The sequence below is a fragment of the Ruegeria sp. C2 genome, assembly GCF_056537765.1.
In genome coordinates this window covers 126542-152036 of sequence record NZ_JBQFRZ010000001.1, presented here as the reverse complement: position 1 = coordinate 152036, position 25495 = coordinate 126542, and the positions used below count along the sequence as shown (strand labels likewise).

General features: G+C 59.0%; 30 protein-coding genes and 1 other RNA gene. 15 read left to right on the top strand and 16 right to left on the bottom strand.

All coding sequences use genetic code 11. The features are described 5' to 3' along the window. Positions 1–19 precede the first annotated feature (19 nt). Entirely contained in the window at positions 20–832 is an 813-nt protein-coding gene (locus ACR0IV_RS00790) for a TIGR00282 family metallophosphoesterase (protein WP_480658372.1), read from the bottom strand. 253 nt (positions 833–1085) lie between these two features. Here ACR0IV_RS00790 and ACR0IV_RS00785 point away from each other — a divergent pair, with 253 nt between their 5' ends. Then, positions 1086–1925, top strand: coding sequence for a 2OG-Fe(II) oxygenase (locus tag ACR0IV_RS00785; RefSeq protein WP_480658373.1), 840 nt, complete (start codon positions 1086–1088; stop codon positions 1923–1925). Here ACR0IV_RS00785 and ACR0IV_RS00780 read toward each other — a convergent pair. Together ACR0IV_RS00780 and mgtE are read right to left on the bottom strand one after the other, a co-directional pair. Next, on the bottom strand, positions 1922–2494 hold the full coding sequence (locus ACR0IV_RS00780; RefSeq protein WP_480658375.1) for a 5-formyltetrahydrofolate cyclo-ligase: 573 nt from the start codon (positions 2492–2494) through the stop codon (positions 1922–1924). The two genes, ACR0IV_RS00785 and ACR0IV_RS00780, sit on opposite strands and share 4 nt — an antisense overlap. Then, positions 2491–3885 carry a magnesium transporter gene (gene mgtE / locus ACR0IV_RS00775; protein WP_480658376.1) on the bottom strand — a complete coding sequence of 465 codons (1395 nt, stop codon included), beginning with the start codon at positions 3883–3885 and terminating at the stop codon, positions 2491–2493. The genes ACR0IV_RS00780 and mgtE overlap by 4 nt, the downstream gene beginning before the upstream one ends. Positions 3886–4023: 138 nt before the next feature. On the opposite strand from mgtE, the gene guaD reads away from it, so the two are divergent. Continuing rightward, the gene (guaD, locus tag ACR0IV_RS00770) at positions 4024–5313 is read left to right on the top strand and encodes a guanine deaminase (RefSeq protein ID WP_480470453.1); all 1290 of its coding nucleotides are present in this window, start codon (positions 4024–4026) and stop codon (positions 5311–5313) included. 66 nt (positions 5314–5379) lie between these two features. Here the strand turns inward: guaD and ACR0IV_RS00765 are convergent, their stop codons facing one another. The 3 genes from ACR0IV_RS00765 to ACR0IV_RS00755 all read right to left on the bottom strand — a co-directional run bounded on the left by ACR0IV_RS00765 (position 5380) and on the right by ACR0IV_RS00755 (position 8038). Further along, the gene (locus ACR0IV_RS00765) at positions 5380–6714 is read right to left on the bottom strand and encodes an 8-oxoguanine deaminase (protein WP_480658377.1); all 1335 of its coding nucleotides are present in this window, start codon (positions 6712–6714) and stop codon (positions 5380–5382) included. Positions 6715–6829: 115 nt separating this feature from the next. Next, positions 6830–7621 carry a histidinol-phosphatase gene (gene hisN, locus ACR0IV_RS00760; RefSeq protein ID WP_480658378.1) on the bottom strand — a complete coding sequence of 264 codons (792 nt, stop codon included), beginning with the start codon at positions 7619–7621 and terminating at the stop codon, positions 6830–6832. Positions 7622–7666: 45 nt separating this feature from the next. Continuing rightward, the gene (locus tag ACR0IV_RS00755; RefSeq protein ID WP_480470456.1) at positions 7667–8038 is read right to left on the bottom strand and encodes a helix-turn-helix domain-containing protein; all 372 of its coding nucleotides are present in this window, start codon (positions 8036–8038) and stop codon (positions 7667–7669) included. A gap of 324 nt (positions 8039–8362) precedes the next feature. Between ACR0IV_RS00755 and ACR0IV_RS00750 the strand changes: the two genes are divergently transcribed. Further along, entirely contained in the window at positions 8363–9322 is a 960-nt protein-coding gene (locus ACR0IV_RS00750) for an NADPH:quinone oxidoreductase family protein (RefSeq protein WP_480658379.1), read from the top strand. Here ACR0IV_RS00750 and ACR0IV_RS00745 read toward each other — a convergent pair. Continuing rightward, positions 9315–10193, bottom strand: coding sequence for a LysR family transcriptional regulator (locus ACR0IV_RS00745; protein WP_480470458.1), 879 nt, complete (start codon positions 10191–10193; stop codon positions 9315–9317). The genes ACR0IV_RS00750 and ACR0IV_RS00745 overlap by 8 nt on opposite strands. Positions 10194–10320: 127 nt before the next feature. Between ACR0IV_RS00745 and ACR0IV_RS00740 the strand changes: the two genes are divergently transcribed. The 3 genes from ACR0IV_RS00740 (at position 10321) to ACR0IV_RS00730 (ending at position 11774) form a co-directional block, all read left to right on the top strand. After that, positions 10321–10539, top strand: a complete 219-nt coding sequence (locus tag ACR0IV_RS00740) for a DUF1127 domain-containing protein (protein ID WP_480470459.1) — start codon at positions 10321–10323, stop codon at positions 10537–10539. Between the two features lie 173 nt (positions 10540–10712). Next, entirely contained in the window at positions 10713–11450 is a 738-nt protein-coding gene (locus ACR0IV_RS00735; RefSeq protein ID WP_480470460.1) for a Bax inhibitor-1/YccA family protein, read from the top strand. Between the two features lie 195 nt (positions 11451–11645). After that, complete coding sequence (locus ACR0IV_RS00730) at positions 11646–11774, top strand: hypothetical protein (protein WP_480658381.1); 129 nt, start codon at positions 11646–11648, stop codon at positions 11772–11774. Between the two features lie 193 nt (positions 11775–11967). On the opposite strand, the gene ACR0IV_RS00725 is transcribed toward ACR0IV_RS00730, so the two are convergent. Both ACR0IV_RS00725 and rpmG read right to left on the bottom strand, forming a co-directional pair. Then, positions 11968–12474, bottom strand: a complete 507-nt coding sequence (locus ACR0IV_RS00725; RefSeq protein ID WP_480658383.1) for a membrane lipoprotein lipid attachment site-containing protein — start codon at positions 12472–12474, stop codon at positions 11968–11970. A 184-nt stretch (positions 12475–12658) separates the two neighbouring features. Next, positions 12659–12826, bottom strand: coding sequence for a 50S ribosomal protein L33 (gene rpmG / locus ACR0IV_RS00720; protein ID WP_010441901.1), 168 nt, complete (start codon positions 12824–12826; stop codon positions 12659–12661). 365 nt (positions 12827–13191) lie between these two features. On the opposite strand from rpmG, the gene ACR0IV_RS00715 reads away from it, so the two are divergent. Further along, on the top strand, positions 13192–13524 hold the full coding sequence (locus tag ACR0IV_RS00715) for a GYD domain-containing protein (RefSeq protein WP_480470463.1): 333 nt from the start codon (positions 13192–13194) through the stop codon (positions 13522–13524). A gap of 6 nt (positions 13525–13530) precedes the next feature. Here the strand turns inward: ACR0IV_RS00715 and rnpB are convergent. The 5 genes from rnpB to gatC form a co-directional block, all read right to left on the bottom strand. After that, positions 13531–13930: RNase P RNA component class A (rnpB, locus tag ACR0IV_RS00710), an RNA gene on the bottom strand. 114 nt (positions 13931–14044) lie between these two features. Continuing rightward, positions 14045–14749, bottom strand: a complete 705-nt coding sequence (locus tag ACR0IV_RS00705) for an N-acetylmuramoyl-L-alanine amidase (RefSeq protein WP_480658384.1) — start codon at positions 14747–14749, stop codon at positions 14045–14047. After that, positions 14700–15407 (bottom strand): hypothetical protein, encoded by a 708-nt coding sequence (locus ACR0IV_RS00700; RefSeq protein WP_480470465.1) that lies wholly within the window; start codon positions 15405–15407, stop codon positions 14700–14702. The genes ACR0IV_RS00705 and ACR0IV_RS00700 overlap by 50 nt, the downstream gene beginning before the upstream one ends. Positions 15408–15448: 41 nt before the next feature. Then, positions 15449–16936, bottom strand: coding sequence for an Asp-tRNA(Asn)/Glu-tRNA(Gln) amidotransferase subunit GatA (gatA, locus tag ACR0IV_RS00695; RefSeq protein WP_480658385.1), 1488 nt, complete (start codon positions 16934–16936; stop codon positions 15449–15451). A gap of 3 nt (positions 16937–16939) precedes the next feature. Then, on the bottom strand, positions 16940–17227 hold the full coding sequence (gene gatC / locus ACR0IV_RS00690) for an Asp-tRNA(Asn)/Glu-tRNA(Gln) amidotransferase subunit GatC (RefSeq protein WP_480658387.1): 288 nt from the start codon (positions 17225–17227) through the stop codon (positions 16940–16942). A 211-nt stretch (positions 17228–17438) separates the two neighbouring features. Here gatC and ACR0IV_RS00685 point away from each other — a divergent pair, with 211 nt between their 5' ends. Further along, positions 17439–17597, top strand: a complete 159-nt coding sequence (locus ACR0IV_RS00685) for a hypothetical protein (RefSeq protein WP_480470467.1) — start codon at positions 17439–17441, stop codon at positions 17595–17597. A 153-nt stretch (positions 17598–17750) separates the two neighbouring features. Then, a complete protein-coding gene (locus ACR0IV_RS00680) occupies positions 17751–18314 on the top strand; it encodes a DUF4202 domain-containing protein (protein ID WP_480658389.1) in 564 nt (187 codons plus the stop codon). On the opposite strand, the gene ACR0IV_RS00675 is transcribed toward ACR0IV_RS00680, so the two are convergent. Beyond that, positions 18291–18968, bottom strand: a complete 678-nt coding sequence (locus tag ACR0IV_RS00675) for a ceramidase domain-containing protein (RefSeq protein WP_480658390.1) — start codon at positions 18966–18968, stop codon at positions 18291–18293. The two genes, ACR0IV_RS00680 and ACR0IV_RS00675, sit on opposite strands and share 24 nt — an antisense overlap. Before the next feature lie 57 nt (positions 18969–19025). Between ACR0IV_RS00675 and ACR0IV_RS00670 the strand changes: the two genes are divergently transcribed. The 3 genes from ACR0IV_RS00670 to ACR0IV_RS00660 are packed head-to-tail and all read left to right on the top strand — an operon-like array spanning position 19026 to position 21852. Continuing rightward, positions 19026–19718: a metal-dependent hydrolase gene (locus tag ACR0IV_RS00670; protein ID WP_480658392.1), complete on the top strand. Its 693-nt coding sequence runs from the start codon at positions 19026–19028 to the stop codon at positions 19716–19718. Next, positions 19718–20887 (top strand): M24 family metallopeptidase, encoded by a 1170-nt coding sequence (locus ACR0IV_RS00665; protein WP_480658393.1) that lies wholly within the window; start codon positions 19718–19720, stop codon positions 20885–20887. The genes ACR0IV_RS00670 and ACR0IV_RS00665 overlap by 1 nt, the downstream gene beginning before the upstream one ends. Then, positions 20884–21852 carry an adenylate/guanylate cyclase domain-containing protein gene (locus ACR0IV_RS00660; protein WP_480658395.1) on the top strand — a complete coding sequence of 323 codons (969 nt, stop codon included), beginning with the start codon at positions 20884–20886 and terminating at the stop codon, positions 21850–21852. Before ACR0IV_RS00665 ends, ACR0IV_RS00660 begins: the two co-directional genes overlap by 4 nt. A gap of 4 nt (positions 21853–21856) precedes the next feature. Here the strand turns inward: ACR0IV_RS00660 and ACR0IV_RS00655 are convergent, their stop codons facing one another. After that, positions 21857–22306 carry a nucleoside deaminase gene (locus ACR0IV_RS00655; protein WP_480658397.1) on the bottom strand — a complete coding sequence of 150 codons (450 nt, stop codon included), beginning with the start codon at positions 22304–22306 and terminating at the stop codon, positions 21857–21859. Here ACR0IV_RS00655 and ACR0IV_RS00650 point away from each other — a divergent pair. From ACR0IV_RS00650 to ACR0IV_RS00640, 3 genes are all read left to right on the top strand, one after another. Next, positions 22287–23183: a pseudouridine synthase gene (locus ACR0IV_RS00650; RefSeq protein WP_480692600.1), complete on the top strand. Its 897-nt coding sequence runs from the start codon at positions 22287–22289 to the stop codon at positions 23181–23183. The genes ACR0IV_RS00655 and ACR0IV_RS00650 overlap by 20 nt on opposite strands. A 175-nt stretch (positions 23184–23358) precedes the next feature. Then, positions 23359–24273, top strand: a complete 915-nt coding sequence (locus tag ACR0IV_RS00645; protein ID WP_480658399.1) for a 5-bromo-4-chloroindolyl phosphate hydrolysis family protein — start codon at positions 23359–23361, stop codon at positions 24271–24273. 30 nt (positions 24274–24303) lie between these two features. Then, positions 24304–25494, top strand: a complete 1191-nt coding sequence (locus ACR0IV_RS00640; RefSeq protein WP_480470476.1) for a toxic anion resistance protein — start codon at positions 24304–24306, stop codon at positions 25492–25494. Position 25495: the final 1 nt, after the last annotated feature.

Here is a 25495-nt window from a genome sequence, read left to right as displayed (position 1 = left end):
AGCAAGCCTGACATGGTTCTCAGAGGCCCGCCTGCTGCAACCGCCCGCCCACGCGGACCATCTGCACAGATTTTGCGCGCCCGTCGCGATCGTCGGTTTCGACAAATACACCGCTCAGCGTCGCCTCGCCATTCGCAGGCGTGAACCGGGCTTTGGGCATTCCGGTGATGAAACGGCGCATCGGTTCTTGCTTGTCCATTCCGATCACCGAGTCATAATCCCCACACATCCCCGCGTCGGTGAGATACGCGGTGCCGCCCGGCAGGATCTGAGCGTCCGCTGTGGGCACATGCGTATGCGTCCCCACCGCTAGGCTGACCCGCCCGTCGCAATAATGACCCATCGCCATCTTCTCGGATGTCGCCTCGCAATGCACATCCACGATGATGGCATCGGCCTGCCCGCCGCGCGGGTGCGACTTTAGGATCGGCTCAATCCCCGAAAACGGATCGTCAAAGGGTCGTTTCATGAAAACCTGACCCAGCACCTGAACCACCAACACCTTGCGTCCGCCCGGTGCCGTGTACAGCCGATGCCCCCGCCCCGGTGCGCCTTTGGCAAAATTCACCGGCCGCACGATGCGCGATTCTTTCTCGATGAACTGCAGCATATCTTTCTGATCAAACGCATGATCGCCCAGCGTGATACAGTCTGCCCCCGCATCCAGCAACAATTTGGCGTGATCGCCGGTCAGCCCCATCCCGTTCGAGGCGTTCTCGCCATTGACCACAACGAAATCCAGCCGCCATTCGTCTCGCAGACGTGGCAGATGCTGCTGTATGGCAGCGCGTCCCGCGCGCCCCATCACGTCGCCCAAAAAGAGTATCTTCATGCAGACTGTCCTAAGTCCGGCATCCTGCAAGCGCAAGCGGTTCCCACACGACCCCGAGCCTGAGGCACTTAGTTCCGGCACCCATCAAAATCCAAGCGAACAATGGCGTCTTGGCGGCGGGAATTGTTCACTATTACCCGCTGACCACTGGTTGGAACAGTTCGACGCAGCTGAAACGGTTGACACTCGACTTGTGTCGACGGCAAAATTCGCAGAGAAAGCGGTGTTTTAATTTATTGTTAGGTCTCGTGTTATGTCTTCTCCTGTCCTTGCCCTTGATCCTGAAACCCTCCTGCTGCCCACCAAAGACGCACGGGCTGCAGCGCAGAGTATCTCTGAAGATTATCAGTCGAAGACGCCGTTTCCCTATGGCGGTTACGACAATTTCCTCGACCCTGCCATTCTGGAGCGTGTGCTTGAGGATCTTGAGCAACTGCCCGAGGCCGAAACCAGCTTTGACCGCGCGCAGGAGAAACTGAAAACCAGCTATCAGCCCAACCGCCTGCCGCCCTATACGCGGCAGCTGTTCTATGCATTGAATTCGCGCCCCGTTCTTGCGTTCCTTGAAGAATTGACCGGCATCAAAGGACTGATCCCGGACCCCTATTTTGCAGGCGGCGGTATCCACGTCGTGTCGAATGGCGGGCACCTCGATATTCACGCGGATTTCAACCACCATGCCGGGTTGAACCTTGAGCGCCGGGTGAACATGCTGATCTATCTGAACAAGGACTGGCGCGAGGAATATGGCGGCTCGTTCGAGGTCTGGAACGAGGACATGTCCGCTAAGGTCGCGGGGTTTGTGCCGCAGTTCAACCGTATGTGCATTTTCAACACCAGTTCGACCAGCTGGCACGGCAACCCTGAAACCGTGAACCACCCGGATGGCGAGCCCCGCAAGTCCATCGCGCTGTACTACTACACCGCGACCTGGGACAGTTCTCGCAAATCTCACACAACGCTGTTCAAGCCGCGCCCCGGCACGGCAGATCAGCGGGACAAACAAGTCGCACGCCGCGCTCTGCTAGAAGATATACTGCCACCGGTCATTCACCGGAAAGTGGCCGGGCGACTTTATAAACTTGGGTTTTAAGAGCGAAAGCTCAGTACACGACTTTCCGTGATCACCATGTCAAGCGGCTGATCTGTCGGCTCCAGCGGCAGACCGTCGTCTTCCTGCGCGTCGAAGGCGAACCCGATGGCCAGAGTCGGGCGTTTAGTGCGCAAACCTTCCAGCGTTCGGTCATAGAACCCTCCGCCATAGCCCAGTCGACCACCCTCTGCGTCGAAGGCCACCAGCGGCACGATCAGGATCTCGGGGTCGAAATAATCGTCGATCTCGGGCACCTTGGCGCCGAATGGTCCGTCTTTCAAAGCCCCTTCAGGCGTCCAGCGCGAAAAACGCAGCGGTTGGCCTGCGGCCTGAATAACCGGCACACCAACCGGGCCATAAGCAGCGGCTTCGGCCATGGCGGGTAGCGGATCAATCTCGGTGCGGATGGGCATGTAGCCGGAAATGGGAACGCCACGGTGCCCGGCCAGAACCTCGGACAGGCGGCCCGCTGCGCCGGGAGGCCGCGCGTTAAAAGCAGCCTTGCGGCGGGCAAAGGCCGCTTTCCGGGCGGCAGCTTTGATTTCGGTCAGATCGGTCGTTTCGGTCACAGTAGCACCATGCTGGCCAGCCCCAGGAAGATGAAGAACCCCATGACATCCGTTGTGGTGGTCACAAAGGTCCCGGACGCCAGCGCCGGGTCAACGCCCAGACGATCCAGCACCACCGGTACTACCGTACCCGCTAAGCCTGCGATGATCATGTTCACGACCAAGGCCGACCCGATCACGACACCCAGCAATGGAGAATCGAACCACATCATCCCTACCGTGCCCAGTACAATGGCAAAGCACAGCCCGTTCAGCATTCCGACCAGCAGTTCCCTCCGGATAACCCGGCCCACGTTCGAGCCCGTCAGGTCGCGTGTTGCCAGCGCGCGCACCGCGACCGTCAGCGATTGCGTGCCCGCGTTCCCGCCCATCGACGCCACGATGGGCATCAGAATCGCCAGCGCCACCAACTGGTCAATCGCCGCCTCGAACTGTGAAATCACCAGAGATCCGCAGATCGCAGTGACCAGATTGACACCCAGCCATGGCAACCGCCGCCTACTGGTTGCGGCAACACTATCCGAGATCGAGCTTTCGTCAGACACACCGGCGAGGCGCAACATGTCTTCTTCGTATTCCTCATCCAGAACCACCATCGCGTCATCGATGGTGATCACCCCGACCAAACGCCCGTCGGCATCCACCACCGGGGCCGAGATCAGGTGGTATTGATTAAAGGCATAGGCGACATCTTCTTCATCCTGATCGACAGGGATCGTATGCAGTTCCTCGTCGGCGATATCATGCAGAGGAATTTCGCGCCGGGTTGCCATCAGTTTGCCAAGAGACACCTGCGCAACGGGTTTGAGGCGCGGGTCGACCAGGATCACGTAATAGAACTGCTCAGGCAGATCGTCGTTTGCACGCAGGAAATCGATCGCCTGCCCCACCGTCCAATGTTCGGGGGCCATGACGACCTCGCGCTGCATGAGGCGGCCCGCCGAGTTTTCCGGGTAAGAGAGTGCCTGCTCGGCCGCGATCCGCTCGGAATCCTCCAGCGCATCCAGAATGGTTTCCTGCTGCGGCTCTTCGAGATCCTCCAGCAGATCGACGACATCGTCGCTTTCCATGTCCCGCACGGCTTCGGCCAGCACGTCCGGCTTTAGAACGGCAATGACCTCCTCCCGAACAGATTCATCCAGTTCTGACAGGATATCGCCGTCGAATTCCTTATCATAAAGACGGATTAGCCGGGTCCGGTCATAGGGGTTGATCTGCTCAAGAAGGTCAGCAATGTCAGCCGGGTGCAGCGGCTCCATCAGCTCGATCAGCTTGTCGCGATCCTCGACATCCACGGCATAAAGAATGGCCGCGACAGTTCGCCTGGCCAGCGCATAGGCATCCTCATCCCGCGGCTGATCTTGTCCGGCTTCGTCAATGCCTGTGGTCATGCTCTGCCCCTCATTCCGCGCGATTGCTTCTAGATAGAAGAAGCAGCTACCGGAAAACAATGACAATGCTTGGATTTACCCACATCTTTTGCACCCCTATGCTGCCGAGCGATCCCAAACGGGCGGAGAACAGGGAAAATGGCGCAAAAGACGCTTTTGAAAGGGCGCGTACTCAGCTTCAATGGATCGCCATTCGAAGGCGAGCCTACCGAGGCGGCGGTAATACACGAGGCCTTGGTGATCGAAGACGGGCGCATCGCAGCGCTTGGCACGGCGTCGGACCTGACGCGAGCGCATCCTGAGGCGGCGATCAAGGACTATGGCCGCCATCTGATCATGGCAGGATTCGTCGATCCGCATGTGCATTACCCTCAGACCGCGATGATCGCCAGTTGGGGTAAGCGCCTGATCGATTGGCTGAACAGCTATACCTTCCCCGAGGAGATGAAGTTTGGTGACCTGGCCTATGCATCGGAGATTGCCAACCGATATCTGGACCTGACAACCGCGCATGGCACAACGACGATGTGCAGCTTCTGCACGATTCACCCTGAAAGCGTCGATGCGTTCTTCACGGCAGCTCAGGCGCGCGGTCAGCGGGTTGTGGCAGGCAAGACCTGCATGGACCGCAATGCCCCCGAGCGTCTGCGCGACACGGCCCAGACAGCCTATGATCAGTCGCAAGCCTTGTTGGAGAAATGGCACGGGATCGATCGGCTTTCTTACGCCATCACGCCGCGCTTTTCACCCACGTCGACACCGGAACAGCTTGAGGCCATGGGGGCGCTGTGGGGTGAATATCCGCATTGTCTGATGCAGACCCATTTGTGTGAACAGACAGATGAGATCGAGTGGGTCCGATCCCTCTTCCCCGACGCGCGGGATTATCTGGATACCTATGAGCAGTTTGGTCTGCTGCGGAAAAATGGCCTTTATGGCCATGTCATCCACCTGGAACAACGAGAGCGGGATCGGCTGCACGAAATGGAAGCGGCGCTAATTCATTGCCCGACCTCGAACACGTTTATTGGCTCCGGGCTGTTCGATATGGAGGGCCTGATGCGTGAAGGACATCGTGTGGGACTGGCCACGGATACCGGTGGCGGGTCCAGCTTTTCGATGTTGCGGACCATGGCAGCCGCCTACGAGATCGGACAGCTGCGGGGCGCTCCGCTGCATCCGGCGCAACTGTTGTGGTTGGGAACCGTGGGGTCGGCGCGGACATTGCATATGGACGATTGTATCGGCAACGTTGCAACCGGAATGGAGGCGGATCTGGTTATCCTCGACCTTGCCTCGACCCCGGCGATTGCGCAGCGTGAAGCACACGCAGATGATCTGTGGGAGGCGGTGTTTCCCACGATCATGATGGGCGATGATCGGGCGGTGGCGGATGTCTGGATCGGTGGCTCAAAGGTGCAAGCGTGAGAGGGATGCGCCTGTGGCGCATGCCTCCGGCGGGGATATTTTTTGGCCAGATGTAGGGCGGATCCGCTAGTCGATCAGAGCGCGGGCGAGGCGGTTTTGGGTTTCAATGGCTTTGGGCAGATCGATGGTGATGATCTGACTGTCCCGGACAATCTGCCGGCCTTCGACGAAGAGGTGTTTGACGCGCGTTGGTCCTGCAAGCAGCAAGGCAGCAGGATCCCAGTTGCCGGCGCTTTCGATGCCGGAGACATCCCAGATGGCGATATCGGCCCGTTTGCCCTGCATAAGGCGACCGCAATCCGGACGATTCAGCACATCCGCCCCACCACGCGTGGCAATCTCAAGCGCTTCGCGCGCAGACATTGCATCAGCCCCATTCGCGACCCGTTGCAGCAACATGGCCAGACGCGCCTCAGCAACCAGGTTGCTGCTGTCATTGCTGGCTGATCCATCGACCCCGAGGCCGACCGGAACGCCACGATCACGCATAGCACGAACCGGGGCAATGCCTGAACCAAGACGGCAGTTTGAACACGGGCAGTGAGCGATCCCAGTTCTGGTGCGGGCGAAGAGATCGATCTCGGCCTTGTCCAATTTGACGCAATGCGCATGCCACACGTCCGAACCCGTCCAGCCGAGGTCTTCGGCATACTGGCCGGGGCGGCAGCCAAATTGGGCTTGCGAATAGGCGATGTCTTCGTCGTTTTCGGCCAGATGCGTGTGCAACATCACGCCCTTGTCTCGGGCCAGCAGAGCCGCATCGCGCATCAACTCGCGACTGACTGAGAATGGAGAGCATGGGGCGAGGCCGACACGGCACATTGATCCCGCGGAAGGGTCATGAAAGGCATCTACGACACGGGTCATATCGTCGAGGATGGCTGTTTCCGCCTCGACCAGGGCATCGGGCGGCAGGCCCCCATCGCTTTCACCGATACTCATCGCGCCACGCGTCGGGTGGAAGCGCAGGCCCAGTTCAGCTGCGGCGTGAATCGTGTCTTCAAGCCGCGCGCCGTTCGGATAGAGGTAGAGGTGGTCAGAGCTGAGCGTGCAGCCCGACAACGCGAGCTCTGCGAGGCCGATCTGGGTGGAGACGAACATCTCTTCCGGGCCAAACCGAGACCAGATCGGGTAGAGCGTTTGCAGCCAGCCGAACAACAGCGCATCCTGCCCGCCCGGCACCGCGCGCGTGAGAGTTTGATAGAGATGGTGGTGAGTGTTCACCAAGCCGGGTGTCACCACGCAGCCGGACCCATCGTGGATCTCTCCGCTGGTGGTCAACCCATGGCCGATGTCGGCAATCTGCCCGTCTCGGACCAACAGATCGGCGTTCGCGAGCTCTTGCCGCGTATCATCCATCGTCACGATGACATCGGCGTTTCGGATCAGGAATTCGGTCATTTCTTGCACTCCCGCATAAGCCCGTCTCATGCGTGAAGTGCGAGGCTGGTGGAAAACGGGCGCAAGAACCAGCCACGTTTAGCATACGGTCGCCGCGATCATGCGGCAACCCGTTTCAGTGGTTGCGCAAGATCTCGAGAGCGACCGCGTGGAGTTCGGGGGTGGCCGCAGCCAGCGCACGCCCACCTTCATGGGCCGGATTACCTTGCCAGTCGGTAACGACACCTCCTGCCGCCTCGATCACCGCGATTGGGGCCTGAATGTCATAGGCGTTCAATCCGGCCTCGATCACCAGATCAATCTGCCCGGCTGCCAGAAGCGCGTAAGCGTAGCAATCCATGCCATAGCGGGTCAATTTTGCCTGTGAGGCGACTGCGTGGAAAGCAGCGCCCTCGGCCTCAGTGCCAACTTCGGGGAAGGTGGTGAAAACGATCGCCTGATCCAGTGAACGCGTCGGGCGCGTGCCAAGTTTGGTCTGGCCAAGGGGGCCTTTGACAAAGGCATGTCCGTTGCCGCCGACAAAACGCTCGCCGATATAGGGTTGATCAATCACACCCATGACCGGGCCGGTATCCGTGCTCAGCGCGATCAATACCCCCCACGTCGGTGTACCGCTGATGAAACCACGCGTGCCGTCGATTGGGTCCAGAACCCAGACGCGCCCGCTTGTTCCGGCGCTCTGGCCAAACTCTTCTCCGAATATACCGTCGTCCGGGCGATGCCGCGCCAATACGGCGCGCATGGCTTTCTCGGCCTCACGATCGGCGATCGTGACCGGATCAAACCCGTCTGCGAGTTTGTTGTCGGTTTCCAGATTTGTCTGGCGGAAATAAGGAAGGATGGCCGCCCGCGCCGCGTCGGCCATTTCTTCTGCAATATCAAGATCACTCAGTGGGGTGTGTTGCATGGTTTACCCGTGCGACCGAAGCCCCCCGAAGTCAAGTCGATTGTGTCAGGCGACGTCGCTTAGCACACGGGCCAATTCAAACAGGCGGCGGCGCTGGTTTTCCGGAATGGCGTAGTATGAACGCACCAGATCGAGTGCTTCCTTATCGCCCATCAGGTCAGCCGGGACAGATTTCTTGTCAGCGTCCGATTTTTGAGTCTCTTCCAGTCCTTCAAAGAAGAAGGCGACAGGTACATCCAATGCCTCAGCGATATCCCAAAGGCGAGACGCGCTAATCCGGTTGGCACCTGTTTCATATTTTTGGATCTGCTGAAACTTAATGCCAACTTGCTGCGCCAACTGCTGCTGGGTCATGCCAATCAGCCAGCGGCGATGCCGGACGCGTTTGCCCACATGGACATCGACGTGATGGGTCATTGGTAGTCTCCTTTACACAAACACCTGTCCGGGAAAACGCGACAGCAGCCGTCTCCGCTAAGTTAGCGGGTCGCTGCTTAAGAACTCCCTAATCCGGATCGTGCCCCCCGAACAGCACCATAGGGTAATATTGCCGCAATAGAATATTTTTTCAAGCGGGTTGAGTCGCGGAATGCACACAGTGGTTTGTGGTTGTAGGGTTTTTTGAGATCAATGCGTTTCCACTTAAGAAACAATGCCCTCCAGTCTCAGCTGCTTTTCGGATTGGAATTGACAAAGCGCCCCGACCCCACGCCTATAGCGGCCAAAACCCGGAGAGCGTTGATGCTGGCATACCATATCAAAACCCAGGGAGCCCCTGCACAGTTGTGCGAGGTCGAACTGCCCTCACCCTCCGAGGGTTATATTCGCGTTTCGATCCGTGCTTGCGCGTTGAACTTTGCGGACCTGCTGATGCAAAAGGGAACATATCAGGACACGCCGGATGCGCCGTTTACGCTTGGCATGGAAATCGCCGGGATTGTCGACGAAATCGGAAACAATGTGATGAATCTGAAGCCCGGAGATCGCGTTGCGATCTATTCCGGCCATGGCGGTCTTGCCGAATCAGGTATATTCGAGGCCGCGAGAGCGGTCCCCATCCCCGATTCCATGAGTTTCGAGGACGCCGCGGCGATACAGATCGCTTATGGCACAAGCCATATTGCCCTCGACCATCGGGCGCGTCTGCAACCGGGCGAAACGCTGTTGGTGACGGGCGCTGCGGGCGGTGTCGGGCTGACTGCTGTCGAGATCGGCAAGCTGATGGGGGCAACAGTGATTGCGCAGACGCGCGGCGCAGACAAGCTGGCCGTGGCACAGCAGGCCGGTGCAGACCATCTGATCGACGCAGGTGAGGATTTGCGTGAAAGGGTTCTAGCGCTTGGCGGCGCGGATGTCGTCTACGATGCGATCGGAGGAGATGTATTCAACGCCGCCTTTCGCGCCACAAACCCCGAGGGTCGTCTGCTGCCGATCGGGTTCGCCGGGGGTGATGTTCCGCAAATTCCCGCCAACCATCTGCTGGTCAAGAACCTCAGCGTGATCGGTGTCTATATCGGAGGGTATCTGACTTTCCGGCCCGAGGTTGTCCATAACAGCTTCAACACGCTGTTCCGCTGGCATTCAGAGGGTAGGATCAAACCTCATATCAGCCATGTGCTGCCCCTGCAGGAGGCAGCACAGGGCCTTGAGTTGCTGCGCGCGCGCAAATCCACCGGAAAAGTGGTGATCCGGATCAACTGACCGCCTTGAGTGGATGTGCACTCGGGCGTGTGAAGTTCTGGCGCAGCAGGTTGGCAAGCTCGGCCACATATTCCTCACGCACCCGCTCGGCCCCGTAGAGGTTGATGAACTGTACCGGCAGGTCCGGCAGTGCGCCGCCATGGTCGATCAGTTCCTGATGGTTGGGTTGCGTGCCTTCCAGCAGCACACCGACGGCTAGATCGGCGCTGACAGTGGCCTCGACCGTACGGTCCGAATCGCTGTCTATGCTCATATCCCAGTTGATCCCGGCATCATCCAGTGCCGAGGTCGCGACAGGACGGAAAATGCAGTTACGGCAGAACCCCAATCGCAGTGGCTTTTGCCGCCAGGCAGACCCGTTCAATGCTCCGACCCAACGCAACGGCATGTGGTGCAGCGTTTCAGCCCCCTCACCTGCCCCGGATTCGGTCGTGACAATCAGATCGAAGGCCCCCCGCGCGAACTCATCCTTCAATTGGCGCGTATTTGATGTGACGAGATTTACGCTGACCCGGGGAAAACTCGCATTGAAGCGCTGCAGCACCCTTGGAATAAACGGATGCACTACATCGTGCGGCACACCCAGGGTGACCTCTCCCTCAAAGGCCTGATCCGTCAGACGCCCAATCACCTCATCATTCAATGCGATCATGCGTCGGGCATAGGCCAGCAACTGCTCACCCGAGGCTGTCAGGGCAATGGTTCGGCCTGAACGGTCCAGAAGTTCTAATCCCAGCAGCTCTTCCAAACGCTTGAGCTGCATCGAAACGGCAGATTGCGTCAGGTGAAGAAAACCGGCGGCCCGCGTCACGCCGCCGTAATCAGCAACAGCCACGAAAGAGCGCAAGGTGGTGATGTCCAAATTTCGCATCTTCACGATTCCTTATGTGACAGTTCATAAACATTCATTTTCAAAATATGTCAGATTGATCCATATAGATCAAGGAAATTGATTGAAGCGCAGTGTTTCATCAAGCAACCACGAAAGGGCAAAGATTATGACCCATATAGCTATCTCAACCCGTCGCCCCGTTCGGAATGCGGCGTTTGGTACGCGGATACTGAGCCTGCTCAGCCTCGCCCGACAGCGGAGAGCGCTTGCACAGCTGGATGATCGTGCACTCGAGGATATCGGTGTCACCCGGTCCCAGGCCGAGGTTGAAGCGAAACGCCCTGTCTGGGATGCCCCGGACAATTGGCACAAGCACCTGTATTAATACGGAAATGCCAGGTATTTGGCGGCGTTTTCAACACTGCCGCCAAATTTGCTGACAGTTTTGCTGAGTTTTAGGCCTAAAACCCTTGAAACGCGGGCCACACTCTCCGATATTTGCTGGGAAACCGGCCTGCAATCGCAGGCTGAGAGCAGAATATCAGAGGGAGACCCTTTATGGCACAATTCGACACGATCCGGACGGCGTCCGGCGCGCGCGCTGCCGAGATCGATGAGGGCCTGCGCGCCCATATGAACAAAGTCTACGGCACCATGTCCGTAGGCATGCTGATCACATTTGCAGTGGCCTGGGCCGTCGGCACCAGCCCGCAATTGCTGTCGGTATTCCGCGATCCGGTAACGTTGAGCCCGAACATCCTGGGCTGGATCGTGATGTTTGCGCCCTTGGGCATGGTGTTTGCGTTTGGCGCTGCCATCAACCGCCTGTCCGCAGCCGGCGCACAGTTGTTCTTCTACGCTTTCGCGGCCGTCATGGGCCTGTCGATGAGCTGGATCTTCGTTGCCTTTACCGGCATTTCGATCGCACAGGTCTTCCTAGTGACTTCGATCGCCTTCGCAGGTCTGTCACTCTACGGCTATGTCACCAAGAAAGATCTGTCCGGCATGGGTACTTTCCTGATGATGGGCGTGATTGGTCTGGTAGTCGCGATGATCATCAACCTGTTCCTGCAATCGCCGGCCATCATGTTTGCCGTGTCGATCCTGGGTGTTCTGATCTTCGCCGGTCTGACCGCCTATGACACGCAGAACATCAAGAACACCTACCTGCAGATGGCCCATGCGGGCGATCAGGAATGGCTGGGCAAAGCTGCCATCATGGGAGCGCTGAACCTGTATCTGGACTTCATCAACATGTTCATGTTCCTGCTGCAGCTGCTTGGAAACCGCGAATAACGCGGTCGCATATCACAAGCCACAGGGCGGGTCAAAAATGACCCGCCCTTTTTTTGTTTCATGGGGACCAACAAATGTTTGTCACTAAACTCTGACCGTCTGAAGCCAATCGGCTTCAGCCCCTTCTGCATCAGGTTCATGACCTGCACCTCGAGCACCAGCCCGCTCGCTACGTCCCTCTCCCTGGAGGCGGAATTGATTGCGTTTATAGAAGGTTGGCTTGATCAGTCCGGTCTTTATGCGCTGATCTATGAGCGCAACGAAGAGCTTCTAAGCTATGCAGAACACCGTGATCCAACCCCGTTTCGTCGCGCGAAAACCTGACCGATGCTGCATCATATCTACATGGACAGGTGATGGCCGACAGCTTTGGCACGTTCAACACTGCGTCTGCAGCGTTCATGACCAGCGCAGGTTTGCGTCCGGTCATGCCTTTGCTGAATGGCGGAACAGTGGTGTATAACGAAAAAACCCCGCCGTGCTGGCGGGGGTTTAGCTTGATTGGGGTCTTGCTGATTTAGCTGCAATTCAGTGGCACCGCAAAGCCCGAACTACGCTCGGAAGAGCCTTTGCGGAAAACATCGCCAGCGGGCAAGCAGCCGGTAAAGCGTTCGGTTTGTTCTCCGAATGCTGCACCAATAGAGTTATCGACCCGCGTGTCGCCTTGGGTCGTGCGCAATACGGCATAGAGGGTGCTGTTCACTTCGACGGTGCTGAGCAACAGATTGGTGCTTTGCCCCGAAAGCGGAACTGCGGTCGTGTCAGTCCGGCCACCGTTGTCGATCGCGACACGCGCCAGTTTGTTCGGGTCCGTTTCATTCGAGGCCACGCGAACGGTTGGCAGCTCAGCCAGTTCCGCAGGGATATTCGTTGATTGAGGTACAAAAGCTGCCGCGCCTTCGACCTCAGAGATCGTGCGCGGCTCGCCATCGATACCGGTGAACCCGACGCCTTCACGGTTGAACGGGTCTTCGCAGGCTGACAGGGTCAGAACGGCAAGGGCGGGCAACAAGATTTTTTTCATGGCGGTCAACATTTTGGAAAGGGTTGCTAAAGCCTAGTGGCAGCGAGTGCGAAAAAGCAAGCCGCTGCGGATCAGAACACTGAAAATGCTGATGCGCCCCTGCAACGCCCTTTCTGAGCGCCTACAACAAAAAAAGGACCCTGCCAGACAGGGTCCTTTTCAGAAATTCACGTCAGAGGGCAGATTACTTGATCTTGCCTTCTTTATACTCGACATGCTTCCGAGCGACCGGGTCGTACTTACGAATGGTCATTTTCTCGGTCATGGTGCGCGCGTTTTTCTTGGTCACGTAGAAGTGGCCCGTGCCCGCGGTCGAGTTCAGACGGATCTTGATTGTCGTCGGCTTCGCCATGGTTATCTCCTGCGTCCGAAAAGGCAGGGGCCTTTCGGTTGAAATCCTTATGAGCGTGCGCTTTTACCTGCTCGCGCGCCCGAGTCAACCGGATTCGGCGGGTTTGGGGAACAATTCATCAGAGGTGACCTGGTGCCACGGTTTGGCGTGTTCACGAGTTTGTGATAGGGTGCGTCATACCCTGCGCCAAATCTGCTCCCAACCACCGGAGCGGGGCGCGGACCACCCGCACCACTCACGCAATTGCTTTGGCTTGGTCGCCTTTTCGACCGGGCCAGTTCGGTTTCGCGCGCTGATGCGTGCGAGAGGCCACGGAACCGGTCGGCATAAAGGTTCCACAAAACTCAAGTCCAAAGGAGAGACCCATGCCTGTTTTCATTACTTACGCATCCTATTCGTCCGAGGCCGTCAAGGCGATGGTGGCAAAGCCTCAGGATCGTACCGGCCCGGTCAGAGCGCTGCTTGAGAAGGCGGGCGGAAGGCTGATCTCCTTCTACTTCACCACAGGGGGCAATGATGTTGTTGTCATCAGCGAAGTTCCCGATGGTACAGATGCGGTTGCAATCGGGATGGCGGTTGCCAGCACCGGTGCGGTTTCGAGGATCGAAACCGTGCGCGCATGGCCTGCCGAAGATTTTGTCGCGGTGGCCCAAAAGGCTGCGACACTGACCGGAGCTTACACCCCACCGACAGGCTGAGAAGATACGCGCGGAGGGCCTGTAAGCCGGATCCTGTTCCGGGGTTGCCCCCTTCGATGACCATTCCTCTAGGCCGTGCATTGCTGCGCGGCTCGAGCTGCCAACCCGGTCCCTCTCGGCCAAGGCGAGCCTAGCGGCGGTATCGGTTTGCACCGACCGGCCCGCGCGGGGACCCTATTCGGCATTGCTCCCGGTGGGGCTTGCCGTGCCGCCGCTGTTGCCAGCGGCGCGGTGGGCTCTTACCCCACCGTTTCACCCTTACCCTGGACCGAAATCCAGGACGGTTTGATTTCTGTGGCGCTTTCCGTCGGGTTTCCCCGCCCGGGCGTTACCCGGCACCGTTGCCTTGTGGAGTCCGGACTTTCCTCTCGGGCTTTGCGGCCCCAGCGGCCATCCGGCCCTCCGCGCAGTGGGTTGGGTATGCTTTGGGATCGGGGACGTCAAGAGGAGAAGGGGCCAGCCCCTTCTTGGCCTGCGGCCAATTCATCCCCGGGATATTTTTGGCCAGATGAAGGGCGGATCAGGTTATCACCCGGGATGAGCCGAGAGCCTTGAGATCGTCGGGTTGTGCGGGGCCAGTGGCCCAGGGACGAAAGCGCAAGCGGGTGGCGGCGAGGAGCGTGGCGTCGTCGATCGGGGCAGTATAACCACGGGTTTGGGCAAGGGCACGGAGTGTGGTGCCCTCCGGAGCGGTGCTGCCGCGTTGGGCGGCCAGGCTCTGGCGCTCCAGTCGTTGCCAGTCAAATCGGGGGCCGGGGTCGGTTTTGCGTCCCGGTGCCATGTCCGAATGGCCGATCACGCCCTCTGAGGAAATGGCCCAGCGTTGCATAATCTGCGGCAGAAGCTGTTCGAGCACTCGCATTTGGGGCTCGGCAAATGGATGGTCGCCTCGGTTATCCAGTTCGATACCAATAGAGCGGGAGTTTATGTCTGTCTGCCCGTGCCACTCCCCTGCCCCGGCGTGCCAGGCGCGATCTTCCTCGCGGACAAGCTGCCAGAGTGTGCCATCGCCGCCGATCAGGTAGTGCGCAGAGACTTCCGGACCGGGATCGCAGAGGCGTTCGAGTGCGGCCGCGGCGCTCTCCATAGCAGTATAGTGCAGTACGATCAGCGTGGGCTTCAGCCCATCCCTTCGAGGGCCGAAATTAGCCGATGGCTGCCAGATGGGAGAGAGTTCAGTTGTTGACAGCACTGCGGAACGGGCTGGGATCCCAGCCGCAGGCATAGCCGTCACCGTCCGGATCCAGCCCTTTACGATCACGCTGAGGACCGCCGTTAGACAGGAACTCGATCTGGGCCTGATCGGGCGAAGCGAATTGTGCGCAATTGCGTTCTGCCTTGGCCTGCAAGTTGAATCCGGCACGGCTGTAGAGCTGGGTGCCGACAGGGTTTGAGGTGCTCAGCGCATATTGTACGATATTGGGCTGACCGTCAGAGCCGCGCTGGGGCACAACGGTGGGCGCGACGACCTCGTAGGTCTGTCGGTTCTGTTCGATCCGGGCGGCGTCATCGTCGATGGTTCGCCGGTTCGAGACGGCCTCGAAATCCTGTTCGTCGGAGATACTGTTGTTGTTTGTTGCAGTCAGAGGCGCGGCGTTCGCTTCCTGACCGGATGTATTCGCCAGGGCAATGGCCGTTTGGTTTGCAATATCTGACGCGTCACCCACCGGCGCATCAGATCCAACCGTCCCCTGCGCCGAAAGCGGTTGTTCCGAGATCGCCTCGGGCGGTGCAAGAGGGTTGCCCCCCAGGCCCTGCCCGGCCAATTCAGCCTCGCGTTGCGCCTGATATTCCGGCGTATTGAAACCCGTACCCGAGACCGGTGCCACGGTGTTACAAGCCGCAATCAGCCCCAAGGCCGGGATCAGAAGCAATTGGCGCATTTGGCTGCTCCGGTTGTGTAGTGCCGTATCTGGCTTGAGGATTACCACCATTTTCCAGGCTTGGCCACAAACCCGGCAGCATTCTCAAGCGCGTAGGCGGTGTTGAGCAGATCGCCCTCGTCCCATGGACGACCGATCAGCTGAAGACCCAGTGGCAACCCCTGTTTGTCCAGACCTGCAGGCACCGAAATACCGGGGAGACCAGCGAGGTTCACGGTCACGGTGAACACGTCGTTCAGGTACATCTGCACTGGATCCGCCTCAGTCATCTCACCCAGTCCGAACGACGCCGATGGTGTCGCCGGGGTCAGGATCGCATCGACGCCTGCGGCAAAGACATCTTCGAAGTCTTTCTTGATCAGGGTGCGAACTTTGCGCGCCCGGTTATAGTAGGCATCATAGAAGCCTGCCGAGAGCACATAGGTACCAATCATCACGCGGCGCTGAACCTCGTGGCCGAACCCTTCCGCGCGAGTCTTTTCGTACATCTCGGTGATGCCATCGCCCTGCGCCAGCTGCGCGCGGCGGCCATAGCGGACACCGTCGTAACGGGCGAGGTTCGAGGACGCCTCGGCCGGGGCGATCACGTAGTAGGCGGGCAGCGCGTATTTGGTGTGCGGTAGCGATATATCGACGATCTCGGCACCTGCGTCTTTCAGCATAGCGGCGCCATCGGTCCACAGTTTTTCGATCTCAGCGGGCATTCCGTCCATGCGGTATTCTTTCGGGATACCGATCTTCTTGCCCTTGATGTCGCCGGTCAGCATCGCCTCGAAATTCGGGACGGCCAGTTCGGCGCTGGTCGAATCTTTGGGGTCGTGGCCGCACATGGTTTCCAGCATGATCGCCGCGTCGCGCACGTTCTTGGTCATCGGTCCGGCCTGATCCAGCGAGGACGCGAAGGCCACGATGCCCCAGCGAGAGCAACGGCCATAAGTCGGTTTGATGCCGGTGATGCCCGTGAACGCAGCAGGCTGACGGATCGAGCCACCAGTATCGGTGCCGGTTGCAGCCAAGCACAAATCGGCGGACACAGCCGAGGCCGAGCCGCCCGATGAACCGCCGGGTGTCAGCTGAGCATCGTCATTGCCGCGTCGCCAAGGGCTGACGACGTTGCCATAGACCGAGGTCTCATTGGACGAGCCCATGGCGAATTCGTCCATGTTCAGCTTGCCCAGCATCACGGCACCAGCATCGGCCAGTTGCTGAGACACGGTGGATTCGTATTCGGGCTTAAAGCCTTCAAGAATTTTCGAGGCCGCCTGCGAGGGCACGCCCTTGGTACAAAACAGATCCTTGATACCGATCGGCAGACCACACATCGACGGCGCATCGCCCGCCTTGATCCGTTCGTCCGCTGCTTTAGCGCGCTCCAGAGCGATCTCGGGGGTTTTGTGGACAAACGCGTTCAGCGCATTGGCCTCATCAATCGCCTTGAGGCAGGATTCGGTCAGCTCAACCGAGGTCACATCACCCTTGCGAAGCGCGTCGCGGGCCTCGGCCAGGCCCAGTTTGTTCAGATCGCTCATGACTTACTCCACAACTTTGGGAACAGCGAAGAACCCTTCGCGCGCATCGGGGGCGTTGGACAGGACCTTGTCCTGCTGGTTTCCGTCGGTGGCCACATCCTGACGGCGCTTCAGGCGCATTGGCTCAACTGAAACCATAGGCTCGACACCTTCGACATCCACTTCGTTCAGTTGCTCGATAAACCCAAGGATATTGTTGAACTCGGACGCCAGCGCAGGCAGCGCGTCATCCTCGACCTTGATCCTGGCCAGTTTGGCCACCTTGGCGGCTGTGCTTTGGTCAATCGACATCGGAAACCCTCATATACGCTTAAGGAGGGCGTTTACCTGTCTGCCGCAGCACCCGCAAGACCGCTGCTGGCCCACTTGGCGTAATTCACCCCATGCATTTTTGAATGACCCATATGCACATAAGTAAACCGAATAGTTCATTTTGCGCCTTGAAAAAGTGAACTGAACGGTTCATCTCAGGGATGTGACAAACGCAAATCGGAGAAACCCCATGAAAACCTTCGTCACCGCCCTTGTCCTGTCTGCATCCGTCCTGAGCGCTCCGGCCATGGCGCTGGGGATCGACATGAACAACCTGACCCGAAACCTCAGCTTCCCCGAGCCGGTGTCAGAACCCGTAACCAAGGGCCAGTCCGAGGCGGGTAAATAACCTTGCCTGAAGCGCCGGATCAGTCCTCCCCCTCCTGATCCGGCGCATGTGTATTTGTCCGCTGTACACGCGGCGATAAGCCGTTAGCATGGTGTAGAAAACCCAGCCTCCCGCCTTGATGGGCGATGTGCAGGCAAGCTAACGGAGCGGAAGATGAGCACTCGCAAGCAAGCAGTTCTGAACGCAATCGATGCGGCCAACGCAGAGGACCCCAACCTTGAGGATGGCCAGCCCGAAGCGCTGCTTTACGGCCAGCGCATGAGTGCCGAACTGGATCGACTATTTCCCGACTCATCAGATGCCCTGCAGATTGCAGCGCGCGGACAGCATGTCGAGCGCTGGAAGCTGAAGCGCACCGAGTATCCCGAAGGCCGCGCGGGCTATCTGGCCTGGCGCAAGGCACAGGGCGTGTACCACGCCGATGTCGTGCGCGGCCTGATGGAGCAGGCCGAATACGGCGCAGAACAGATCGAGGCCGCCGAGAAGATGCTGCGCAAACAGGGAATCAAGCGTGATACCGACGTTCAGGCCCTTGAGGACGTAATCTGCTTTGTGTTCCTGAAATGGTATTTCGCGCCGTTCGCAGCCAAGCATTCAGCCGAGAAAATCCAGCGTATCGTTGAAAAAACGGCTCTCAAGATGTCTGCCGAAGGCCGCGCGCGGGTTTTGGAAGAGTTCGATCTGCCTGACGCACTAGCCGCCGCGTTTCGAGACTGACGCAAAGCGATTTGCGATAGCGGCTCTGCGATAGACTTCGATCATCCAGCCCAGCATCGTCGCATTCAGGATGTGCCACATGAAATGCGTTCCCATCGGCAGGCGCATACACATGGGCTCATCCAGCGCTCGGAAAGTGATTGAGACGATTAGGATCACCGCCCCTATTGCCAGACCACGTGCGGTTTCCGGCTCTCTCTGACGCAATAGAAAAGCATAGACGAGAATCAACAGAGGAACTGGTGCATAGACCGCCGAGCCCCCAAGCCCGGGCAACAGCTGAAAGATGGGAACGGTCAGGGCTGCATATGGAAAGAACAGTGCCGTTAGCCCAAGCGCATAGAGCGTCCGCATTCCCCAGACATCACGGTTAACCGCGAATATGTAAACAAGGATGTACAGCAGGATCGGAGTGACATCGGCCAGCGCCGCCCAGACCTGCGCATGAGTGTGAAACAGGTAGCTTCCGATTCCGATCAGCGCCAGCACCGTCACCAAAGCCATTGCCAACGGCATCCCCTGCCCTTGCACGCGCCGCCACATGATGAACGCCGCGATCAGGAATGCGGCATTGGTCACGGCGTTAATTGGCTCGGCCCAATAAGCGGGCGAAAGCCGCTCACAATAACCATCGATTTCCTGCGTCCAATCCATGGATTTTTACATAGCCGATGCTAGGCTGGCTCCAAGCACAAAGTGGGAGGAATCTTTATGAATATCATCTGGCTGGGGCATGGCAGCTTTCGCATTGAAACCGCAGGACAGGTTCTGCTGATCGATCCGTGGCTGACGGGCAACCCGGTGCTGTCTGAGGATCAGCATGACGCGGCGGTCGCTGGCGCGACCCACATACTGCTGACCCATACTCATTTCGACCACGTTGTTGATGTATTGCCGCTTGCAAAGCACCTGAAAGTCCCCGTTGTCGGGCAATATGATCTGATGGGCTATTGGGCCGAAGCCGAAGGGATCGAGACCGTTGGCTTCAACAAAGGCGGCACGGTGGATCTGAACGGCGTGAAGGTCTCGATGGTTCCGGCGTCTCACAGCTCGACTTTCTCAACGCCCGACGGGTTGCGCACGGGTGGGACCGAGGTTGGATACATGATCGCCGCCGAAGGTGACATGGTCTATGTCTCAGGCGATACCGACATCATGGCGGATATGGAGTGGATGGGGGATTACTATAAACCCGATATCGGCATTCTGTCGGCAGGCGGCCATTTCACCATGGACATGAGAGGCACGGCCTATGCGGCCAAGCGCTATTTCAACTTCAAGACCGTTATTCCCTGCCACTACAAAACCTTCCCGATCCTTGAGCAGTCGGCTGAGGCTTTGAAAGAAGGTCTGCCGGGGGTCGATGTGATCGAACCTGAAATCATGCAGGCGATCACACTCTGATGCTAGCTTCTGATTTCAGCGTGCAGGAATACGCGACTCGCCTCAGCACAACCCGCGAAGCCATGGCGCGACGCGGGATTGAGACCCTGCTGATCACCGATCCCTCTAACATGGCCTGGCTCACAGGCTATGACGGGTGGAGTTTCTATGTCCCGCAGATGGTGATCCTGCCCGCGCAAGGCTCACCGCTCTGGTGGGGCCGGACGCAGGACAAAGCGGGTGCGGCGCAGACCACATGGCTGGAACCATCGGACCTGCTGGACTGGCCCGAAGAGCATGTGCAGCACCCTGATCACCACCCGGTCGATGCTCTTGTCCTCGCATTGCGCGAACGCGGTTGGACCACAGGGTTGGGGGTTGAGATGGACAACTATTACTACTCAGCCGCCAGCCACCGCATTCTTGAAACCGCTTTCGGGACACTGGTTGACGCCACCGGCCTCGTGAACTGGCAGCGCGCCGTCAAAAGCGACGCCGAGATCGGGATGATGCGCAAAGCGGGCCAACTGACAGCGCATATGCACGGCGTTCTGCGCGACGCGTTTCGGGAAGGTCTGCCCAAAAACCAACTGGTTGCCGAAGTGCAGGCCGCCGGTATCGCCGGACTGCCCGGTCTTGCGGGGGATTACCCGGCAATCGTGCCGATTGCCCCTTCGGGCCGTGAAGCTTCCGCCTCGCACATTACCTGGAACGACCGGCCTCTGGCGCGCGGAGAGGCAACCTATTTCGAGATTTCAGGCTGCTATCGCCGGTACCACTGCCCGGCCAGTCGCAGCCTCTATCTCGGCGATCCCCCCAGCGATATCCGCCGGGCCGAAGCTGCGGTTCTGGCGGCCATCGACGATGCCTTGGCCGCTGCCCGCCCGGGTACGACGTGCGAAGAGGTGGCGGCCTGCGTCTATGATAGCTTCGCCCGCGCCGGATATGTCAAAGCCAACAGAACCGGCTATCCCATCGGGCTCAGCTATCCACCCGATTGGGGCGAACGCACCATGAGCCTGCGGCCCGGAGATACGACAGAACTTCAGGAAAACATGACGTTTCACCTGATGCCCGGCCTCTGGACTCCGGATTGGGGGTTGGCAATTACCGAGAGTTTTGTGGTGACAGGCGATGGCGGCCTGCCTCTGGCTGATATCCCACGCGAAATGGTGGTGAAAGGGGTATGAACCAGCCAATCCGCCCTTCGCCAGAATTGATCGCGGTGGTGCGGCGGTGGAACCAAGCGGTTCGTGACAAGGACGGTGCGGCACTGTTCAATATGCTGTCGACTTCAGAACATCTGAGATATCAGGGCTCAGCTCACGGCGAGTTCTGGTCTGGCTCCTTGTTTCGCAAAGGCTTTCCCGATCACGTGGCCGAAATTCCGGAATACGACTGGCAGGAACACAGTCTGGAGGCGTTTGAATGCGGCCCGGTTGGCTGGGCCAACTGCGTAGCCACGTTGCGCTTTGCCAGTAACCAGAGGGCGATGGTGCACCGCTTTACCTTTATCCTGCATCTGGAAGACGGTGTGTGGAAGATGGTGCACTGCCACGTGTCAAACCCGATCCCGAACATGGAGAAACTCGGTATCGAGCACAAAGCGTTGGACGCGTTGGTTGCAGCCGCGCGTGACGGGTTTCGTCAGGCTCAGCGCGAGGGAATGGCATCAGTCATGTTCACTGACATCGTCAACTCTTCTGCCATCGCCGAAAAGCTCGGAGACCGGGTGTGGGCCGATGCAATTCAAAAACACTTTGAATTGGCTCGTGAAGTCATCGAAGCGCAAAGTGGAACGCTGGTGAAATCGCTGGGGGATGGAACTATGTCCAGCTTCTCCTCGGCGCGGGCGGCGTTGATGGCCGCCGCCGACCTGCAACGACGCAACGCGACAGAGAAGGGCGAGCCGCCCCTGCAGATTCGCGTAGGTGTACATACGGGGGATGTAATCCAGACCGATGACGATTTCTTTGGAACGGTGGTGAACAAGGCCGCCCGAGTTGCGGCCTCAGCCGCACCGGGAGAGGTCTGTTTGTCTGACGCAACCCAGCTTTTGGTGGACGGGCATGAGGCGCTGACTTTTGGTGCACCTAGATCGGTTTCCCTGAAAGGTCTACCGGGTAATCACACAGTTTACAGCCTGAGATGGTAGCGTGCTAACGTCGCTTGGCGAAGAAATCTTTGAGCAATCGCGCGGCCTCTTCGGCACCGATCCCATCATAGATTTCAGGTGTATGATGTGCCTGCGGATGCGAAAACACCCGCGCGCCATGGGCGACGCCGCCCGATTTCGGATCGGGTGCGCCGTAATACACACGCCGGATACGCGCCGCAGCCAGTGCCGCCGCACACATGGCGCAGGGTTCCAGCGTCACGTATAGATCGTGATCTGGCAGCCGTTCTGACTCGGCCGCAGCGCAAGCGGCACGCAGCGCCAATATCTCGGCATGCGCAGTGGGGTCGTTTAATTCGCGGGTTCGGTTGCCATCTACCGCAACGACCTGCCCATCTGGCCCAATGATGGCCGCACCCACAGGCACTTCACCGCGATCCGCTGCAGCTTGCGCCTGCTCCAGCGCCAGTTTCATGTGCGATCTGAACTCCATACCTATGACTGCCTCAGAAACCTGCCTTTCGCAAGCCGCCGGGATAGGCTATGGCCGGGGGATGACCAATACCCCTCCTCCCGGCGACCGGATCGCCAAAGTGCTGGCCCGCGCCGGTGTTGCTTCGCGTCGCGAAGCTGAACGCATGATCGAAGCGGGTCGTGTGACGGTGAATGGCAAGGCGATTAGCAGCCCTGCCCTTAACGTCACTTCAAAGGACAAAATTACTGTCGATGGTAGGCCGGTATCGGAACCCGAACCCTCGCGCCTGTGGCTGTACCACAAGCCGCCGGGTCTGGTAACCACAGCGCGCGACGAAAAAGGCCGCAAGACAATCTTTGACGACTTGCCCGAGGATATGCCGCGGGTCATGAGCGTTGGGCGGCTCGATCTGAACTCAGAAGGGTTGCTGCTGCTGACCAATGATGGCGGCATCAAGCGCAAGTTGGAACTGCCCTCGACCGGATGGCTGCGCAAATACCGGGTGCGGGTGAACGGGCGGCCCAAGGATGAAGACTTCGCACCGCTGCGGAAGGGGCTGGTGATTGACGGAGAGCGGTTTCAACCCATGACAGTCACACTGGATCGTCAGCAGGGTGCGAACGCCTGGCTGACCATCGGGTTGCGCGAAGGCAAGAACCGCGAGATCCGTCGCGCCATCGAAGATATCGGCTATATGGTGAACCGACTTTTGCGGGTTTCTTACGGCCCGTTCCAGCTGGGCGATCTGAAATCCGGTGAGGTTGAGGAAATCCGGCGCCGTGTCATGCGCGACCAACTGGGGCTGGAGGCTGAGGATAGCGGGAACCCCCCGTCCAAACGCCCCGCACGGCCACAACGCAAAAGACCGGCGGTCGGCAAGAAACCTCGCAAGTGACGCGGGTTATTCAACCTTCCCCCTAGCGCCAAGCCCGCGTATCGCCTAACTTTTCTGTGACAGCCATAGTTGGGGGGCACCATGTCCGGCACCGGAGTACAAAAATTGGCCTATGCGGCCCTGTTGGTGCTGCTGTTCGGCGTTTGCACCGGTCTGCTGGGGGGCCTGTAAGGATATGGCCAAAAGGTACGGCGGCAAATTCAGCCCGCAAGGCGATGCTTCTGCACAGGATCAGCCGGGGCGCGGTCAGTTTGATGGCGCCCGTGTCGAACCCGCAGGCGCGCGCGCGAATGTGCTGTTTGTTCCCGCCATTCCGCTGGTGTTCCTGTCGCTGAACGATGGCGCCATTGGCATGACCATCGGCTTGGTCGCGGCGGGACTGCTGACTGCGGCCGCCTTTCTGCTGCGCGAAGGATTGCGGGCCGAGGCCGCCTATAACGCGCGCCGTACCGCGCGCAGACCTGCCTTTCCGCGCAAGATTTTCTCCAGCGTTCTGACCGGCTTGGGTGCTGCTTTGGCCTCGTACCGAACCGAGTTTCTGGGCGCAGAAACAGCCTCACAAGTGAGCCTGCTGGCCCCGGTGTTGTTTGGCGTCGCTGCAACGGTTTTGCATTCGGTCTCATTCGGCCTCGACCCAATGAAAGACAAGGGGATGGAGGGGATCGATACCTTCCAGCAGGACCGCGTGGCGCGCGTGGTTGAAGATGCCGAGACCCACCTGACCGAGATGACCGATGCAATCAAGCGCGCCGGCGACCGCCGTATCGAAGCGCGTGTCGAACGCTTTCAGGACACCGCCCGCGATCTGTTTCGCACGGTCGAGGAAGATCCGCGTGATCTGGCGAGTGCTAGGAAGTATCTGACGGTCTACTTGCAGGGTGCGCGCGATGCGACCGTGAAGTTCTCGGACGTCTACGCCCGCACCCGCGATGCGCAAGCGCTTGAGGATTACTCGACACTTCTGGACGATCTGGAACAGAATTTCGCGGCGCGGACGCGAAAAATGCTATTGGATGACCGTAGTGATCTGACGGTTGAAATTGATGTGCTGCGCGATCGGTTGCAGCGCGAAGGCGTCCGGTTGGATTGACCGGCCACTATTTGAACGAGGATTATCCCCATGTCCGATGATATCAAGAATAAAGCGGTCGAAGCGGAAACGCTGGTGCAGGAAGTGACTGCAGTAACGCTGCCCGAACCGCGGACCGACATTATCCCGCTGGAAGAGGCGGACGAGCCCGTGAGCGCCGAGATCCGCAAACGGATGGGAGAGATCGACATGGACGACACCAACTCGATCGTGTCATTCGGCTCCTCTGCTCAGGCAGAACTGCAAGAGATCAGCCAGGCGATGCTGGCCGATGTACGAAACAAGGATGTGGGGCCAGCGGGCGACAGCCTGCGCAACATCGTCACCACGATACGCGGCTTTTCGGTCAGCGAGCTGGACGTTCGGCGTGAACGCAGCTGGTGGGAAAAACTGCTGGGCAAAGCCGCGCCCTTCGCCAAATTCACCGCGAAGTACGAAGAGGTTCAGAGCCAGATCGACCGGATCACGGACAACCTTCTGGGGCATGAGCATACGCTGCTGAAAGACATCAAATCCCTTGATCTGCTCTATGAAAAGACGCTGGATTTCTATGACGAACTGGCGCTTTACATCGCGGCCGGAGAAGAAAAGCTGACCGAATTGGACAGCCACGACATTCCTGAGAAAGAGGCCGAGGTTCAGGCCGCGCCCGAGGACCAGCAAGTGATGAAAGCACAGGAACTGCGTGACCTGCGCGCCGCCCGCGACGATCTGGAACGCCGGGTGCATGACCTGAAACTGACACGGCAGGTGACGATGCAGTCGCTGCCCTCGATCCGGTTGGTGCAGGAGAATGACAAATCGCTGGTGACCAAGATCAACTCGACTCTGGTCAACACCGTACCGCTGTGGGAGACGCAGCTGGCACAAGCGGTCACCATTCAGCGCAGCGCCGAAGCGGCTGCAGCGGTTCGCGATGCCAATGATCTGACCAATGAGCTGCTGACCTCAAACGCGGCTAATTTGCGCGAATCCAACAAGATGATCCGCGAAGAGATGGAGCGCGGCGTGTTCGACATCGAAGCGGTCAAGCAGGCCAATGCAGACCTGATCGGCACGATCAACGAAAGCCTTGCGATTGCGGATGAAGGCAAAGCCAAACGCGCCGCAGCCGAAGAGGAGCTGCAGAAGATGGAAGCAGAGCTGCGCGATACGCTGGCTGCGGCAAAGGCGCGACAGGATGGCATTGGCGACAATGCCGGAACCGCCGTTCCCGGGTAAG

Excerpts from the sequence above, each read along its gene's own strand:
- ACR0IV_RS00755 (WP_480470456.1), bottom strand. The coding sequence starts at position 8,038 with ATGACCCATCACGTCGATGTCCATGTGGGCAAACGCGTCCGGCATCGC.
- ACR0IV_RS00740 (WP_480470459.1), top strand. The coding sequence starts at position 10,321 with ATGACCCATATAGCTATCTCAACCCGTCGCCCCGTTCGGAATGCGGCG.
- ACR0IV_RS00680 (WP_480658389.1), top strand. The coding sequence starts at position 17,751 with ATGAGCACTCGCAAGCAAGCAGTTCTGAACGCAATCGATGCGGCCAAC.
- ACR0IV_RS00735 (WP_480470460.1), top strand. The coding sequence starts at position 10,713 with ATGGCACAATTCGACACGATCCGGACGGCGTCCGGCGCGCGCGCTGCC.
- ACR0IV_RS00700 (WP_480470465.1), bottom strand. The coding sequence starts at position 15,407 with ATGCGCCAATTGCTTCTGATCCCGGCCTTGGGGCTGATTGCGGCTTGT.
- mgtE (WP_480658376.1), bottom strand. The coding sequence starts at position 3,885 with ATGACCACAGGCATTGACGAAGCCGGACAAGATCAGCCGCGGGATGAG.
- ACR0IV_RS00705 (WP_480658384.1), bottom strand. The coding sequence starts at position 14,749 with ATGCCTGCGGCTGGGATCCCAGCCCGTTCCGCAGTGCTGTCAACAACT.
- ACR0IV_RS00715 (WP_480470463.1), top strand. The coding sequence starts at position 13,192 with ATGCCTGTTTTCATTACTTACGCATCCTATTCGTCCGAGGCCGTCAAG.
- ACR0IV_RS00645 (WP_480658399.1), top strand. The coding sequence starts at position 23,359 with ATGGCCAAAAGGTACGGCGGCAAATTCAGCCCGCAAGGCGATGCTTCT.
- gatA (WP_480658385.1), bottom strand. The coding sequence starts at position 16,936 with ATGAGCGATCTGAACAAACTGGGCCTGGCCGAGGCCCGCGACGCGCTT.
- ACR0IV_RS00685 (WP_480470467.1), top strand. The coding sequence starts at position 17,439 with ATGAAAACCTTCGTCACCGCCCTTGTCCTGTCTGCATCCGTCCTGAGC.
- hisN (WP_480658378.1), bottom strand. The coding sequence starts at position 7,621 with ATGCAACACACCCCACTGAGTGATCTTGATATTGCAGAAGAAATGGCC.
- ACR0IV_RS00640 (WP_480470476.1), top strand. The coding sequence starts at position 24,304 with ATGTCCGATGATATCAAGAATAAAGCGGTCGAAGCGGAAACGCTGGTG.
- gatC (WP_480658387.1), bottom strand. The coding sequence starts at position 17,227 with ATGTCGATTGACCAAAGCACAGCCGCCAAGGTGGCCAAACTGGCCAGG.
- ACR0IV_RS00750 (WP_480658379.1), top strand. The coding sequence starts at position 8,363 with ATGCTGGCATACCATATCAAAACCCAGGGAGCCCCTGCACAGTTGTGC.
- ACR0IV_RS00675 (WP_480658390.1), bottom strand. The coding sequence starts at position 18,968 with ATGGATTGGACGCAGGAAATCGATGGTTATTGTGAGCGGCTTTCGCCC.
- rpmG (WP_010441901.1), bottom strand. The coding sequence starts at position 12,826 with ATGGCGAAGCCGACGACAATCAAGATCCGTCTGAACTCGACCGCGGGC.
- ACR0IV_RS00670 (WP_480658392.1), top strand. The coding sequence starts at position 19,026 with ATGAATATCATCTGGCTGGGGCATGGCAGCTTTCGCATTGAAACCGCA.
- ACR0IV_RS00660 (WP_480658395.1), top strand. The coding sequence starts at position 20,884 with ATGAACCAGCCAATCCGCCCTTCGCCAGAATTGATCGCGGTGGTGCGG.
- ACR0IV_RS00745 (WP_480470458.1), bottom strand. The coding sequence starts at position 10,193 with ATGCGAAATTTGGACATCACCACCTTGCGCTCTTTCGTGGCTGTTGCT.
- ACR0IV_RS00650 (WP_480692600.1), top strand. The coding sequence starts at position 22,287 with ATGTGCGATCTGAACTCCATACCTATGACTGCCTCAGAAACCTGCCTT.
- ACR0IV_RS00785 (WP_480658373.1), top strand. The coding sequence starts at position 1,086 with ATGTCTTCTCCTGTCCTTGCCCTTGATCCTGAAACCCTCCTGCTGCCC.
- guaD (WP_480470453.1), top strand. The coding sequence starts at position 4,024 with ATGGCGCAAAAGACGCTTTTGAAAGGGCGCGTACTCAGCTTCAATGGA.
- ACR0IV_RS00765 (WP_480658377.1), bottom strand. The coding sequence starts at position 6,714 with ATGACCGAATTCCTGATCCGAAACGCCGATGTCATCGTGACGATGGAT.
- ACR0IV_RS00790 (WP_480658372.1), bottom strand. The coding sequence starts at position 832 with ATGAAGATACTCTTTTTGGGCGACGTGATGGGGCGCGCGGGACGCGCT.
- ACR0IV_RS00665 (WP_480658393.1), top strand. The coding sequence starts at position 19,718 with ATGCTAGCTTCTGATTTCAGCGTGCAGGAATACGCGACTCGCCTCAGC.
- ACR0IV_RS00655 (WP_480658397.1), bottom strand. The coding sequence starts at position 22,306 with ATGGAGTTCAGATCGCACATGAAACTGGCGCTGGAGCAGGCGCAAGCT.
- ACR0IV_RS00725 (WP_480658383.1), bottom strand. The coding sequence starts at position 12,474 with ATGAAAAAAATCTTGTTGCCCGCCCTTGCCGTTCTGACCCTGTCAGCC.